General features: G+C 43.5%; 15 protein-coding genes. All 15 read left to right on the top strand.

All coding sequences use genetic code 11. The annotated features are described in order from the left end of the window. Nucleotides 1-71 precede the first annotated feature (71 nt). Nucleotides 72-236 (top strand): hypothetical protein, encoded by a 165-nt coding sequence (locus NTX75_07950; GenBank protein MCX5816159.1) that lies wholly within the window; start codon nt 72-74, stop codon nt 234-236. 282 nt (nt 237-518) lie between these two features. Beyond that, on the top strand, nt 519-989 hold the full coding sequence (locus NTX75_07955; GenBank protein MCX5816160.1) for a hypothetical protein: 471 nt from the start codon (nt 519-521) through the stop codon (nt 987-989). Nucleotides 990-1,230: 241 nt separating this feature from the next. Continuing rightward, complete coding sequence (locus NTX75_07960) at nt 1,231-1,515, top strand: AbrB/MazE/SpoVT family DNA-binding domain-containing protein (GenBank protein MCX5816161.1); 285 nt, start codon at nt 1,231-1,233, stop codon at nt 1,513-1,515. Nucleotides 1,516-2,103: 588 nt separating this feature from the next. Next, nucleotides 2,104-2,328 carry an AbrB/MazE/SpoVT family DNA-binding domain-containing protein gene (locus NTX75_07965; GenBank protein MCX5816162.1) on the top strand — a complete coding sequence of 75 codons (225 nt, stop codon included), beginning with the start codon at nt 2,104-2,106 and terminating at the stop codon, nt 2,326-2,328. A 2-nt stretch (nt 2,329-2,330) separates the two neighbouring features. Next, nucleotides 2,331-2,738 (top strand): type II toxin-antitoxin system VapC family toxin, encoded by a 408-nt coding sequence (locus NTX75_07970; protein ID MCX5816163.1) that lies wholly within the window; start codon nt 2,331-2,333, stop codon nt 2,736-2,738. A gap of 5 nt (nt 2,739-2,743) precedes the next feature. Next, nucleotides 2,744-4,417 (top strand): pilus assembly protein PilM, encoded by a 1,674-nt coding sequence (gene pilM, locus NTX75_07975; GenBank protein ID MCX5816164.1) that lies wholly within the window; start codon nt 2,744-2,746, stop codon nt 4,415-4,417. After that, the gene (gene pilO / locus NTX75_07980) at nt 4,407-4,970 is read left to right on the top strand and encodes a type 4a pilus biogenesis protein PilO (GenBank protein MCX5816165.1); all 564 of its coding nucleotides are present in this window, start codon (nt 4,407-4,409) and stop codon (nt 4,968-4,970) included. The genes pilM and pilO overlap by 11 nt, the downstream gene beginning before the upstream one ends. Continuing rightward, the gene (locus NTX75_07985; protein ID MCX5816166.1) at nt 4,957-5,508 is read left to right on the top strand and encodes a hypothetical protein; all 552 of its coding nucleotides are present in this window, start codon (nt 4,957-4,959) and stop codon (nt 5,506-5,508) included. Before pilO ends, NTX75_07985 begins: the two co-directional genes overlap by 14 nt. Continuing rightward, nucleotides 5,508-7,040 carry a secretin N-terminal domain-containing protein gene (locus NTX75_07990; GenBank protein MCX5816167.1) on the top strand — a complete coding sequence of 511 codons (1,533 nt, stop codon included), beginning with the start codon at nt 5,508-5,510 and terminating at the stop codon, nt 7,038-7,040. Before NTX75_07985 ends, NTX75_07990 begins: the two co-directional genes overlap by 1 nt. Then, nucleotides 7,037-8,197 carry a tetratricopeptide repeat protein gene (locus NTX75_07995; GenBank protein ID MCX5816168.1) on the top strand — a complete coding sequence of 387 codons (1,161 nt, stop codon included), beginning with the start codon at nt 7,037-7,039 and terminating at the stop codon, nt 8,195-8,197. Before NTX75_07990 ends, NTX75_07995 begins: the two co-directional genes overlap by 4 nt. Then, nucleotides 8,166-9,740, top strand: a complete 1,575-nt coding sequence (locus tag NTX75_08000; GenBank protein MCX5816169.1) for a PilT/PilU family type 4a pilus ATPase — start codon at nt 8,166-8,168, stop codon at nt 9,738-9,740. Before NTX75_07995 ends, NTX75_08000 begins: the two co-directional genes overlap by 32 nt. An 8-nt stretch (nt 9,741-9,748) precedes the next feature. Further along, on the top strand, nt 9,749-10,762 hold the full coding sequence (locus NTX75_08005) for a type IV pilus twitching motility protein PilT (GenBank protein MCX5816170.1): 1,014 nt from the start codon (nt 9,749-9,751) through the stop codon (nt 10,760-10,762). After that, nucleotides 10,759-12,456 carry an ATPase, T2SS/T4P/T4SS family gene (locus NTX75_08010; protein ID MCX5816171.1) on the top strand — a complete coding sequence of 566 codons (1,698 nt, stop codon included), beginning with the start codon at nt 10,759-10,761 and terminating at the stop codon, nt 12,454-12,456. The genes NTX75_08005 and NTX75_08010 overlap by 4 nt, the downstream gene beginning before the upstream one ends. An 82-nt stretch (nt 12,457-12,538) precedes the next feature. Continuing rightward, a complete protein-coding gene (locus NTX75_08015) occupies nt 12,539-13,765 on the top strand; it encodes a type II secretion system F family protein (GenBank protein MCX5816172.1) in 1,227 nt (408 codons plus the stop codon). After that, the gene (locus tag NTX75_08020) at nt 13,762-14,784 is read left to right on the top strand and encodes a HAMP domain-containing sensor histidine kinase (protein MCX5816173.1); all 1,023 of its coding nucleotides are present in this window, start codon (nt 13,762-13,764) and stop codon (nt 14,782-14,784) included. The genes NTX75_08015 and NTX75_08020 overlap by 4 nt, the downstream gene beginning before the upstream one ends. Nucleotides 14,785-14,801: the final 17 nt, after the last annotated feature.

Raw genomic sequence — 14,801 nt, forward strand, 5'->3', positions numbered from 1 at the left:
GTAAGGGTATTAAAGTGGATAGGTTTTTGACTAACGACTGTTCACTGTTCACTAAACAAGGAGGATAAAGAATGATTGCACAGAAAAAGGTTGAAAGTCCGGAGTTTTTGTACCTGCCTCTGGAAAGTATTATTGTGGAAGAACAGATTCGCTCAGGGATTGATACGGAGAGTGATTCCTTCAAGGCCCTTATGGAGTCCATTAAAGACCGGGGTATCTTAAGCCTGTCCTTGTAACACCGAAAGACGGCAAATACCTGCTCCTCTGCGGAGAACGCCGTTATCTTGCCGCACAGAAGCTTGGACTCCCATCCATCCCCGTTCGGGTCATCGATGCAGTAACTCAGAAGGATGAAATCCTTGCCTTCCAGTTGACTGAGAATCTCCAGCGGGAAGACTTTAATCCAATGGATCAGGCAAAGGGGATATTGGCATATATTCAGGCGAAACATCCCGACAAGGGATATGATGTAGATGGGGTAATGAGCGACTTAATAAAATACGATAGAAAACCCGAACTTGTGTCAGACAAATTTCGTCGCAACTGTTGCGACTGCTCTTCAAATCTCCGGAAAGTCAACAAAGACGCTGTTCAACGGGCTATCACTGCTGAAACTTTCTCCTGAGATTCAGGCCGAAATCCGATCAGGAAATCTCCCCGTTTCCCAGGGGTATCTTTTCGCTGCAAACCTCGATTGTCCCGATCTTATGAACATCTTCACCACAGTCATACAAAAACCTGTAACCAATGCCACCCTGAGCAATCTGCTCACAGCATACAAGAAGGTCAAGCCAGCCCCAGGTGTTACAAAGCCCATACCTATGAAGAAGCAGATTGAAAGCTTACGATCCTTTGAATCACGCATTGAAATGGGTATTGCAAAATACACAAAGCCCGACCTTCTGCATGTTTTCTGTGCTTTAGTGGAACTGCGGATACCGATTGCCCCGGAACCTGCGCCTGAGAAGAAAAAGCCCCCTCAGGTGTGAGCAAGAGGGAAGAACCGAACCTGCGAAGAAGTTGTTATTGCAAAGTCTGGGAAACCTTTGGCTCGTCTTGTTCCTATTAACAAAAGCATCCGGAAGCGAACCACCGGAAGTGCAAAGGAATGCGTTTTTATGACAGAGAGTTTTCGAATTTATTCTGTTAACCAAAGCCTTGACTTTTATTCTACATATGATATTATGAATTTAATAAATTCATAAATTAATAATTATAGGAGGTAAAATTATGTCTTTAGTTAAGGTAAAAAGGCATTCTCAAATTACAATCCCTAATGACATCAGGAAAAAATTTAAAATTGCCGAAGGTGACTATTTAGAAATTGGGGAGCACAATAACGAATTAGTGCTTAAGCCGGTTAAAATGATTCACCCGGATGAAGCCTATTTCCACACTAAAGAATGGCAGGCAGGCGAGGCTGAGGCTGACAAGGATATTGCCGAGGGTAACACAATAGGTCCTTTTGATAATATTGGAGATGCTTTGAATGCCCTGAAAACTGCCAAAATATGAAGCTGCTCTTTACTAAAAACTTCATCAGGAATTACCGTAAATTGCCCCAGGATATCCAACAAATAACAGATAAACAATTGGAGCTTTTATTATCCAATCCAAAACACCCCTCTTTGAATTTAAAGAAGATGCAAGACCCTCGGGACATTTGGGAATGCAGGGTCACCATGTCATATCGCTTCACTTTTCAAATCGCAGAAGACACCTATATTCTCCGGAAAGTTGGCACCTACGATGTTTTGAAAAACCCTTAAGGAATATGTTTTTATGTTTGATGTGATTATTCTCCATACCTATGCGTTTTTCCTTGAATATTTTTAAAATTCTGGTAAGAATAGTAATAGTAAGAGTGGTAATGTAAAAAATCATGAAAAACTTTTTTGCCACAGACAAGAGCGGACAAAAGCTGGACGGTATTTTATATCGGCTGCCGACCTTGCACCCGATATACTCCATGCCCTTCGGGCAGAGTGAAAATTTAAAGATTACTCATCAGAAGTTGTCCACTCCTGTCCGCATTTGTCGAGCGCAAGCGGGCGGCAAAATAGGGGTTTGACAAAGCGGTAAGAGTAGTAAGGAGGAATACCTATGAAAATAACGTCAAAAGGACAGGTAACAATACCGATTGAAATCAGAGAGCAATTAGGGCTATTGCCCCAGACCGAGGTCGTATTTAAAATTACCGGAAAAGAGCTGCGTCTGATAAAAACGAAAGAAAACCACGGACGGGGAAAAAATATTGTTGAAAGAATGCGCGGGAAGGGTACAATAAAAATGACTACCGATGAGATTATGGAATTAACAAGGGGCTAAGCTTGGAAATCCTTGTGGACAGCAATGTTATCCTCGATGTTGTGACAGAGGACAAAAAGTGGTTTCAATGGTCATCAGACACATTAGCCTATTGTGCAAATGATAATATTCTTGTTATTAATCCGATTATTTACGCTGAAATATCGATTTGTTTTAAAAATATTGAAGACCTCGAAGAAGCGTTGTCGCCGGAATATTACAGGAGGGATCAGCTTCCATGGGAGGCGGCATTTCTGACAGGAAAGTGTTTTATCGACTATCGCAGAAAGGGAGGAGAAAAACATGCTCCTCTACCGGATTTCTACATCGGCGCTCATGCTGCTGTAACTGGGATGTCGTTGCTCACAAGGGATGATACGCGATACAGAACATATTTTCCGAAGCTTAAACTAATAGCACCTGGAGTTTAACCAATTTGGATCAGCTTGGCATAGATATAGGAACAGTCAGCGTTAAGTACCTGCGATGGAGAGGCAAGAAAGAGAGAGGGACTATCATCTCAAAGGGGAGTTATCCCTACACCGGTGATTATGCTAACTTAGCAGAAATCTTAGACGATATTGTAATAAAAGAAGGCAATGAGCTTGAAGTCTCGATAGGCCTTACCTCGCAGGATATACAAAAACGGATTTTTACAATACCAATACTTCCGAAGAATGAGCTGAAGGATGCCCTTAACTGGTCCGTATCAAAGGTGTTGTCCACGCCCCTTGAAGAGATGATCTATGAATTTTCAATGCTTGGTGAGGTTGACGAAAGGGGTACAAAAAAGCAGGAAGTGCTCTTTACGGGTATTCAAAAGACGGATGTCGATAATATCCTGTCTGTTATCAACCAGGCAGGTTTTCAGAGGGTCAGTCTACTGACGGATATTGCCTTTACCTTTGCACCGGTTATGGAGAAGGACGACAAGAATTCTGTTGCCGTTATCGATGTTGGCGGCAGACAGTCCGGTATTTATATCTTTTATAACCGGGAGTTGTGCTTTGTAAGGGATATAATGACTGCCTCCGAGAGCTTTACTGATGCCCTTATGAGTGGCCTGAACCTTCCTTATGATGATGCCGAGAAGTATAAACGTGATTTTGGATTTCACGATGAAGCCCTCGTTGCTTTAAGTGTCCCCCTTGAAAGGCTGTCAGGGGAGATTCAAAGGACTTTCAGTGTATACAGCCAGAGGTACCCGGAAAAACCGGTAAGGAAGGCGTTTATCACCGGTGGAGGGGCAAAAATTCCCGGTTTTTCCAGTAAACTGGCAGAGTCTTTGATAGAAGAGATAGATGTGTTGCGTCCTCCGGTTGACATTGATGATGAGTATTTACCGTCTTATATTCTCTGTGCCCACCATGAAGGCCTTATCAATTTGCTGCCCGAAGAGATCAAGGCACAGGTTAAGCAGGAGATTTACAGTAAATGGATCAGGATCGGGACGGTTGCAATGGTTTCGGTGCTGATTGTATTTTCTTTGAATATCTTGAACAAAATGAACCATGCAAATATTTCCCTTCAGGCAGAGAAAACTGTCATTGATGGAAAAAAGAAGCAGTATGTTACATTCTCGAATTTGGCAGCGACGGGTACCCAGTACAATGAGTTTATGGCAATTCAAAATGAAATCAAAAAGAAAGATGTCACATTTATTGCCTTGATGAAATATCTATCTGTAACGTTACCGGAAAACATACATTTGAAAGAATTAGAGTTTGACAGATATAACAAGATAATTGCAGGTATTCCGAAGGATCCAATAAAGGAAGCATTACTCAAATCAGAGAAGACCATTAAAGAAGGAATGCCAGGGGTTTTCAAAGAAGCCCTGACCGGCGATCCCCAGAAAGATGCTGCTGCTGCGATGGCTGCCAAGAAGGCTGCCGAGGCATCCGAAAAAGATTATGGTATAAAAATAATGGGATATATTTATGGTGATGTCGATTTAGCGGAAACTGCCCTGATGAATATATTGGTCAGATTACAGAAAATGGGTTTTTTGTATAACGTTGATATTGCCCAAAAAGAGATAAAGGATATCAAGGGGCAAAAGGTTTTGGAGTTTATGCTGACCGCACGGTGTATGATGTATGAAATTTAAATTCAAGATGTTCTATGTTTGGCTTGTAGTGCCTGTGATGATTATTGTTTTATGGGTTTTTATTTTCTATATGCCATTTTCGGCAAAGATAAAACAGAAAGAGAAAGAACTTTCGAATCTGAAGCAGGAAGAACAAAAAATTGAAGTGAATATCAGAGACGCCATCGATGTAAAAAAGCGGAAAGAACAGGTTAAATCGTCAATCATTGAACTACAGATGCAATTACCTACGATCGACGAATTCCCGGATTTTATGATCGGATTACTTAAGGATATAAGAAAAGAGGCAGTATCCCTGAGCAGCTTTAGCAGTAATTTTTCATCACTTGAAAGCAGACCCGGGTTATTGCTCGTACACCCGGTTTTTGAAATCGGCCTGAAGGGCAAATACATAAATATGGGGAAGTTTCTCGATGATCTGGAGGATAGAAAGGTCTATAGAGGGATTTTAAAAGCAAAAATATCATACGATGAAAAGGAATATCCTGCTCTAACGGGAAAATTTGCGGTAGAATTTACAGCAAGGAGGTCGGGTGTCCTTGAAGGTAAGTAAACCGGTTATTTTTACCCTTGTATTTGCAGTCGGTATTATTCTCTATCTCTTTGTATTTTCCGGGAAAAACCCCCCGCCTGTTCCGGCGCCGAAACCACAGGCGGGCCAGGCTGTCCCTGCACAGCCGCAGGGCGCTGCAACAGGCGTGCCTGGCGCTCTGCAAACGCTTCTTGGTGCTCCGCAACCAGCCGCGGGGGCAGAGAATCCGAAGCTCCGGGCGCAGGTTTATGCTAAGCTGAATGATGCGGCATGGGGGAGAGACCCTTTTGCTTTTCCTGGGTACGTTGAGGAAAGGCTTAACGAACAACAATCAAAAGGGTCTGCCAGGCTTGTTGCAATTATCAAAGGAAGGAACGGGAAAGTTGCTATTATTGACAATGAAGTTGTTAAAAAAGGCGATATGATTGGTAGTGAAAAAGTTCAGGAAATAGGCGATGATACGGTTGTCCTTATTAAAAAAGGTGTGAAAAGGGTAATCACGATTGAAGAAACACCGGCAACAGATATTGAGATAAAAGTAAAAAAGAGGGGAAAGTGATGAAAAAGCTCTGTTGTTTTATTGCATTGTTGTGTATTTTTGTCTCCTGTACCCACACGGAGAAGGCAAAAGATACCCCGTCCCCTGTGAGCCAGTCCTTGGATATCGCCAGTCCTGTAAGCGCATCAGTGGAGCAGGAAAAGAAGATAGAAATTATTAAGCCAAAGGAGCTTTATTCCTTTTCTTTAAGAGAAGCCGATGTGAAGGATGTACTGCGTGCCATTGCCAAACAGACAAATTACAATATGGTAATAGAACCGGATGTGGAAGGCGAATGCACGGTTGATTTGAAGGATGTGACACTTGAAAAGGCGCTTGAATATATTGTCGAGCCATTGGAATTCAGCTATAAGATAGAAGGTAGAACAGCATATGTTTCAAAACCCAAACTTGAGACAAAGATTTTTCCCATCAACTACTTAGCGTTGAGAAAGACAGGTTTCAGCACTGTGTTCGGGAATACAGGAGGAACATCAACGGGAGGGGGCGCAGCTCCAACGGGAGGAACGTCAACTACCTCCGGGACAGGAGCCGCCGGAGCCGGTGCTTCAGGGAGTACCGTTATTCTGAGGAGTGAAACGGACTCAGATATCTGGAAAATCCTTGAGGAGAATGTTAAAAAGCTTAATTCCAAAGAGGGCACAGTATTTGTGAATAACCAGGCGAATATGGTAGTTGTCACCGATTACCCCAAGAACGTGAAGTCAGTGGTTAGATTTCTTGAGGGCATCGAGGCAATAGTACACAGGCAGGTAATGATCGAGGCCAAAATCGTGGAAGTTCAGTTGAACGATGGGTACAAGGAGGGTATCAACTGGCAGCTTCTTAATGGCAAATTATGGGATTATACCATAAATGTGGGTCAACAATTGAGATCCCCCATAGTCCTGCCGGGCGGGGCTCAAACCGCCACAGATTCGCCGTTTTTTGCCTTTTTTGTAGGCGGTCAACACTTGGACATAAACAATACCTTTGTTGAACTTCTGAAAACCCAGGGAACAATAAATATCGTATCCAGCCCCAAGATTGTTACCATGAATAACCAGAGGGCAGTCATCAAGGTTGCAAAGCAGGATGTCTACTTCGATGTCCAGCAGAGCACCGGTTCGGGAGCAGCCACGCCTACAGTTACTTACACCCCCAGGTTTATTAACGTAGGCCTCATACTGGACGTTATTCCCCAGATAGATGACATCGGGAATATCATCCTGAATATCCATCCAATGCTTACCAACAAGGTAAGTGAAGTTCTACAACCGATCAATACCGGAGTAGGCCCTACTACATATACCTCGGTCCCTGTCCTCGATGTGCGGGAGACGGATACGATGGTCAAGATGAAAGACGGTGACACGGTTATCATTGGAGGTCTTTTACAGGATTACAAGAAAAATGATGTTAAGGGGATACCGGGACTCATGTCGATCCCGCTTTTTGGCAAGTTGTTTTCATATACAGAAGAAACATCAACAAAAGTTGAGTTGGTAGTACTCCTGACGCCGAGGATTATATACAGCGGGGATAGGAAATGAGCATTATCCTCGATGCATTAAAGAGGGCGCAGGAAGAGAGAAAAAAGATTACACAAATGGGGTTTCCCAAGCTGAGTACAACTGGGTCCCTCGACAAAAAAAAATGGACCTTCTACGGAGTTGCAGGCGGCCTTGTATGTCTTATTCTCATTGTTTTGTTTTTCCCTTTTCAGAAAAAACAGGTACAGGTACAAACCGCTGCAGTAAAGAGCCAGCCCGTTACCGTTGCTGTCCCCAATCCCCCCCAATCCCCCCCTTTACACCTGTCCTCGCAAAGCGGGGGAAAGGGGGGCGAGGGGGGATTGCAGCCGGTAGTCTCTCCGGCTAAGGCCGAAGTTCCGGCAAAAAACGAGACTAATATAAGCGTTCCCACATATCCTGTCGCCTCAACCCAAGATAAAAAGGTTACGGACTTCCAGCCTTCACAATTGAAAAAACAGCCTGAAGCCGGGAAAAAAGTTGTTGCTGCCTATGTCCCTAAACGGAAGGCCGCGCCGAGACAGGCACCGGATACTCAGAAAACGATGTTACCTCAAGAAGATACACGGGTAGCGGTAAAGAAGGTTGATGACGAAAAAATCATGAATACCTTCAACGAGGCAATCGAAGAGACAAAGATCGGCAGGTTGGAGATTGCAAAGGGATTATATCTGAGCATCCTTGAAGAAAAGCCTGATTATGTTGAAGCCCTCAACAACCTCGGTGTCATAGCCATGAGGGAGGGTAACACGAAAGAGGCCCTGCTTAACTTCAGAAAATGCCTGGGATACAAGAAGGATTATGCAAAGGCATATAATAACATCGGGCTTGTTATGATGAAAACAGGAGACACCAAGGTTGCTGAAGAATATTTTGAGAAATCTATCGAGATGGACAGGGACAAGGTAGAGCCTTATATAAATCTTACTGCTATTCTAAGGGGCGAGAAAAGGTATGACGAAGCATCTAACTTGTTGGAATCATTAATTAAAAGACCTGTAAAAGACGCATCTGTCTATCTGTCTCTGGCAATTATAAAGGATGAGATAGGGAAGTATAGCGATGCGATAAAATACTACAGGTATTACCTTAATGCCGGGGGTAACAGGAAAGAAAGAAACACAGTCGTTAACAGGTTAAAGATACTTGAGGAAAATCAAGCTACAGCAAATCGTTGAGAGAGGCGCTTCACAGGGGGCAAAGAGTATCTTCCTCTTTTCGGGTTTTTCGCCCCTTGCCAACAGAGGCGGGGTTGTGGGACTCGGTGGCGCAGAATTGGACGATGATGAGATAGACGGCATCCTCCAGACCACTACTACAAAATGGCAGTACGAAACATTTAAAGCGCAGAAGGAACTTGATTATAGCCATACAATCGAGGGATTAGGACGCTTCAGGATAAGCGCATTTTTTAAGCATGGGGGTATCGGCATTGTTTTGCGGCCAATCCCGTATGAAATTCCCCATTTCGATAGCCTCGGACTTCCGGCAATATTAAAGAAATTCACAACGTTTAATCATGGCCTTATTCTTATCACCGGCTCTGCAGGGAGCGGAAAATCAACAACCCTTGCAGCTATGGTTGACCTCATTAATCAGCAGAGGGTCTGTCATATCGTTACCATTGAAGACCTTATTGAATTCATTCACAAACCGGAAAAATCCATCGTGAGTCAGAGGGAGGTTGGAAGGGATACGAGGTCATATGATGAGGCATTGAAAAGGGTGCTCAGGGAAGACCCCGATGTGGTTGTCGTCGGTGATATAAGGGATGGGCATGCCATGAAAGCAGTGCTCGAAATCGCTGAGACAGGACACCTGACTCTGGCGGCGCTGCATACATCCAGTGCTGTTCAAACCATTCAAAGGATTATAGATTTTTTCGGGGAGACGGGGGGATTCCAGGGCGGAAAAAAACAAATTAGAAACCAAATAGCCAATGTGCTTATAGGCATAGTATCCCAGAGGCTGTTGAGAAACATCGATGAAAAGAGATTCATTTGTGCCTGTGAGGTATTAATAAATACCCAGTCTGTGAAAAATCTCATCAGGGAGGGGAGGATTCACCAGATACCCCCGGTTATGGACATATCGAAGTATGAGGGTATGGTGACAATGAATAATGCGCTTCTCGAACTCTATGAAAAAAACCTGATTAATGTGTCAGATGCAATTGAGTATTCGTCAAAGGAAAAAGGTTTTATCGAAAAGGTTATCGAAAAGACCTCATCACAGAAGGAATTATTCGGTGGAGAGGGGTTTTTCAATATTCAGAAAGAGACGGTTCTCTATGAAGCTGATTGCAGCAGGAAGAACCTGAGTTATTTTGATTCATCCGGCAACCTGATCAATACCCCCTTAGGTCTGGTTTTCAGGGATAGCGGGCGTTCAAAAAGTGACCTCCACTTTATCGTTGATTACACGATTGTAAACGGAAGGAAAGAACCTTTTTCCGTAAAATCACTTTTTAGCCTTACCTATAAAATATTAGATGTTAAGTTGGGGAAAAACTCTTATAATTTTAGTATGAAGTTATTTACGAAGGAGAAAGAGGCGATTGAGATGCCGAATGAGCCTGCAAAACTAATGAATGACCATGACTGGCATTCCCTGGTAATACCGGTTCCAAAACCGTATGCCGGAACAATGTTGAAATACTATATGCTGCTCTTCGAAGACGATATCAGGGAGATTGTGTTTACAAACATATATTTTGTATAGGGGTTGCGATGAATATAATTGACATGCTGTATACCATGATTGAAATAAAGGCATCGGATTTACACCTCATAAAAGGTATCCCTCCCGCGATGAGGGTCCACGGTGACCTTGTTTACCTGAACAGGGAGCCCCTTACCGAGAACAGTCTCATGGCTATCCTGAACGATACAGTGAAGGATGAAAACAAAAGAAACAGGTTTATGGATGAAAAAGAGTATGATTTCGCCTATGAGCTTGGAGGCGAGGCCCGCTTCAGGTTTAACTTATATTTTCAAATGGGCTCCATCGCATTTTCGATACGTCATGTACCGATGAAGATACCGAAGCTGGAGGACCTGAATCTTCCAAAGATTTTAAGGGAACTTATTAAAAAACAAAACGGACTGATCCTTGTTACGGGCCCGACAGGGAGTGGAAAATCGACAACGCTCGCCGCAATGATTGATGTGATTAACCAGGAACAGCCCCTCCATATCGTAACGGTAGAAGACCCTATTGAATATGTGTACAAACCGAAAAAGAGCATTATATCGCAACGGGAAGTGGGGGGTGATACGCAATCCTTTGCAAGCGCCCTGAGGCATGTTTTACGGCAGGACCCCGATGTTATCCTTATCGGCGAAATAAGGGATTTAGAAACCATGCAGGCGGCTATTACGGCGGCTGAGACCGGGCACCTTGTGTTTTCAACGCTGCATACAACAAGTGCATCGCAAACGATAGACAGGATTATTGATATCTTTCCGCCTTACCAGCAATCACAGATACGTTCGCAACTCTCCATAACACTCCAGGCTGTGGTTACACAGAAGCTTATAAAAAGGATAGACATGAAGGGGAGGATACCAACCACAGAGATTCTTATTGCAACACCGGCCATACGGAGTATGATAAGAGAGGGCAAAACCCAGCAGATATATCCTGCCATTGAAATGGGGAGGGAATATGGGATGCATACGATGGAGCAGGGCCTCAATGAGCTTGCAAACAGGAAGATTGTACAGCGGGAGGAGGAAAGGTGATTCAACGAATCAGAAAACGATTAGGTGAAATTTTATTAGACGCAAACAAATTATCTGAGGATGACCTTCTCAGGGCCCTCACCGAGCAGAAAAAGTACGGTGAAAAGCTCGGGAAAGTTATTATTAAACTTGGGTTTTTGTCTGCGAAAGAGATCCTCGATATAATAAGTCAACAGCTCCATATACCCATTGTTAATCTCGACAACAAAGAGATACCCGAGGAACTTCTAAAATTGCTCCCGCAGGAGCTTGTGAAAAACCATATGGTGCTGCCCATTGAGAGGCGGTTTAATGTATTAAGACTTGCCATGGTTGACCCCCTTGACATTAATGCCATGGACGAAGTTGCAAGGGCGGTAAAAATGGAGGTTGAGCCCTGTATTGTCACAGATGCTGAGATGAAGCGCGCCCTCGAAAAGTATTATGGTTTAAAGACTCTTGTGGAAGAGACCCTTGAAAAGATGAGAGAGGGCGAAGACCTTACTTTGGTAAAAGAAGAAGATGAGGACAAAGAAGAACTTATATCTGTAAATATGGCACAGGAAGAACCTGTCGTAAGGTTTGTAAACAGCCTTCTTGCCCAGGCGTTGAACGACGGCGCCAGTGACATCCATGTAGAACCTCAGGAGAAGCGGATGAGGGTGAGGATGAGGATAGATGGGAAATTGAGGGAGGTGCCGTCACCTGAAAAAAAGATGTTTCTCCCCATTATCTCAAGGATAAAGATACTTGCCGGAATGGACATTGCAAAGACAAGGATCCCGCAGGACGGTAGATTTAATATCAGGGAAGGCTCAAAGGAAGTAGGGTTGAGGGTCTCCACCTTTCCCACTATTCATGGAGAAAAGGCAGTTTTAAGGCTTCTTGACAAGAGTGCAGCCCTTTACGGTATAGAGAAGCTGGGATTCCTTCCCCATGATGAGGAAAAAATAAAAATGGTAATTCAAAAACCTTATGGATTTATCCTTTCAACGGGACCTACGGGAAGTGGTAAATCTACAACCTTATATGCCATTTTAAACCATCTGAATTCTCCTGAAAAAAATATAATTACCGTTGAAGACCCTGTTGAGTATACCCTTGACGGGCTTGCCCAGGCACAGATTAATCCGAGGGCAGGTCTTACCTTTGAATCCGGTTTAAGGTCCATATTGCGTCAGGACCCGGATATTATCATGGTCGGTGAAATCCGTGACAAAGAAACAGCAACAATCGCAATCCACTCTGCGCTTACCGGTCATCTTGTCCTGTCTACCCTGCACACCAATGATGCGCCGGGCGCTGTATCGAGACTCGTGGAAATGGGGGTCGAACCTTTTCTCGTTGCATCATCTGTTTCATGTGTCATAGGTCAGAGGCTCCTTCGAAAAATTTGCGAAGAATGTAAAACAGCCTATCACCCCATACAGGCAGTCCGTGAGAAATTGAACATTGGTCCGGATGCGGTGCTCTACAAGGGGAAAGGATGTCCTGTATGCAAGTATACGGGATACAAAGGAAGGACCGGTGTATACGAGGTGCTTGTCATGGACGACGATATCAGGGAGCTCGTTTTGACAAAGATATCCAGCGATGCAATAAGAAAAATAGCCATGGATAAGGGCATGATGTTAATGTATGATGATGCCATGGAGAAGGTTCGTCTTGGCCGTACCACATTGGAAGAAGCGTTGAATGTAACGCAGGTGAATTGAGAAAATGCCGTACATCGTACATCGAGAAAGGCTCTTAACGAAGTACGAACGACGAAGTACGAACTACGACGGTTTATAAGATATGGCGAAATTTGCCTATAAGGCACGGGACGAAAAGGGCGCTTTGATAACTGGTGTGATGGATGGTGAAAATAAAAGGGCCATCTATACGCAGCTTGATACAATGGGTCTTTTTCCAATTTCTGCTTCTGAAGAAAAGAAGGGCGCATCATCCTCTATCAACACAAACTTTGCCATATTCAATAAGGTGAAGTATGATGACCTGATATTTTTTACACGGCAACTCCAGACGGTTGTCAGGGCAGGCATCCCGCTTATTTCCGGTCTCAAGGCGCTTGAAGAGCAAACGACAAACTCGAGGCTGAAAGAGGCAATTAAAAACGTTTATCAGGACATTGACAGAGGGCAGAGCTTCTCTGATTCACTTGCAAAACATAAAAACGTATTCCCTGAAATCTATGTGAGCATGATACGGGCGGGAGAAGTGAGCGGTTCCCTTGAGGAGGTATTTGAGCGCCTTTCGGGTGTCCTTGAGTTTCAGATGAAGACCAAGGAGATGCTGAAATCAGCCATGCGATATCCTATGTTTGTCATCATTACACTTGTAGGCGCATTTGTTGTGCTCATCAAATTTGTAGTGCCTAAATTTGCAGACATTTTCAAAAGTGCAAAGGTTGCGCTTCCCCTGCCCACAAGGCTTCTCCTGTTTATGAGTGATATAGCCCAGGAGTATACCCTGCCTGTAATAGTATTATTTATCGCAACCGTGGCAGCCTTTATCTTTTATAAAAGGACGAAGCAGGGCGCTATGACTATTGACAGGCTGAAGTTAAAAGTTCCCATCATCGGTCCCATTATCCTTAAAATATGTATGAACAGGTTTGCATTTATGCTGGAAAACCTCGTCAGAGCAGGTCTCCCCATTGTTCAAACATTAGCGATAGTATCAAAAACAGTAGGGAACGAATTTATAGCAAAGAAGATCGACGAGATAAGCGGAAAGGTTGAAAAAGGAAAAGGTATTACAAAACCCATGAAGGAGGCGCAAATTTTCCCTCCCCTTGTCCTGCATCTTGTTTCGACAGGTGAGGAGACAGGTGGACTTGAAGAAATGCTGCGGGAAGTATCCATACACTACGACAGGGAGATTACCTATTCGGTAACCAGGCTTTCGGCATGGATAGAACCTATTATGACAGCAGGGCTTTCTATTATGGTGTTGTTCATGGCGCTCGCTATTTTCATGCCATGGTGGAATATGATGGGGGCATTAAAGGGTGGTGGTTGAAAAAGTTTTTTAAAGACCCGAAGAATTTACGCTACAGTTTAAACACTATTATACCTGTGGTAGTTTTTCTTACCAGTATCCTTGCTGCGGTTACAGCAAGAAGTTTTTATACAAATCCCAGGACAGACTATATCTGGATTATCTCCGTATCGCTCTTTGCTTCTCTCTGTTCATTATTTGTGGTTCTTGCGGTGACTCAACCCCTTAAAGAATTGCTTACCCGTGCCGAACAGCTTGTGCGATTTCAGGGGAAGAAGTCTGAACGTGGGCAGATGATAGAGATATATCAATTGATTGAAAGATTAATAGAACTTGTGAAATCAGAAGAAACAGGAAAACGCGGAGACAAAACAAATGTCATTGAAGGGATAGAGAGACTTGATTACCTGCTTCCGCTGGGCTATATGTCACTTATGGTTGCGCATGAAGTAAGGAACCCCCTGAGTACAATTACCGGTATGAGTGAGCTTTTAAAAGAGAAGATGGAAGGTTCTGAGACTAAAGCATATGCAGACGCTATTTTGGATGCCGCCAGGAAGATAGACGTATTTACGAAAGAACTCCTTGATTTTACCGATGCCGAGCTTGAAACGGATGAAGTTGATATAAACAGGATAGTGGAAGAGGTAATAAAAGCGGTAAGCAGGGATTTTAAGGAAGTAGAGTTTGAATTTGAAAAAGGAGATGCTGTATTATTTGTTGGAGATTCGAACAAATTATTTCAGGCTATACACAATATTATTAAAAACGCCTTTGAATATGAAAAGAGCGGTGGTTTTGTAAGAGTGAAAACAGATTTTAGTGACCCTGTAACAATATCTGTCTTTAATAAAAGCTCATCCATAGATGAAAACGACCTTGACTCAATATTCAAGCCCTTTTTTACAAAGAAGAAGGGTGGCAAGGGGTTGGGCTTATTCATTGCCATGAGAAATGTTAAATTACATGGTGGGGATATCAAGGTCGAAAGCGGGGAAGGGGGCACGATGTTTACGATACAGCTACCTGGGGACAGGTGAAAAGTGGAAGGAAAGAA

Source organism: Pseudomonadota bacterium, from assembly GCA_026388315.1.
In the GTDB taxonomy this organism is placed as follows: domain Bacteria; phylum Desulfobacterota; class Syntrophorhabdia; order Syntrophorhabdales; family Syntrophorhabdaceae; genus MWEV01.

Excerpts from the sequence above, each read along its gene's own strand:
- NTX75_07950 (MCX5816159.1), top strand. The coding sequence starts at position 72 with ATGATTGCACAGAAAAAGGTTGAAAGTCCGGAGTTTTTGTACCTGCCT.
- NTX75_07960 (MCX5816161.1), top strand. The coding sequence starts at position 1,231 with ATGTCTTTAGTTAAGGTAAAAAGGCATTCTCAAATTACAATCCCTAAT.
- NTX75_07965 (MCX5816162.1), top strand. The coding sequence starts at position 2,104 with ATGAAAATAACGTCAAAAGGACAGGTAACAATACCGATTGAAATCAGA.
- pilO (MCX5816165.1), top strand. The coding sequence starts at position 4,407 with ATGAAATTTAAATTCAAGATGTTCTATGTTTGGCTTGTAGTGCCTGTG.
- NTX75_07990 (MCX5816167.1), top strand. The coding sequence starts at position 5,508 with ATGAAAAAGCTCTGTTGTTTTATTGCATTGTTGTGTATTTTTGTCTCC.
- NTX75_07995 (MCX5816168.1), top strand. The coding sequence starts at position 7,037 with ATGAGCATTATCCTCGATGCATTAAAGAGGGCGCAGGAAGAGAGAAAA.
- NTX75_08005 (MCX5816170.1), top strand. The coding sequence starts at position 9,749 with ATGAATATAATTGACATGCTGTATACCATGATTGAAATAAAGGCATCG.
- NTX75_08015 (MCX5816172.1), top strand. The coding sequence starts at position 12,539 with ATGGCGAAATTTGCCTATAAGGCACGGGACGAAAAGGGCGCTTTGATA.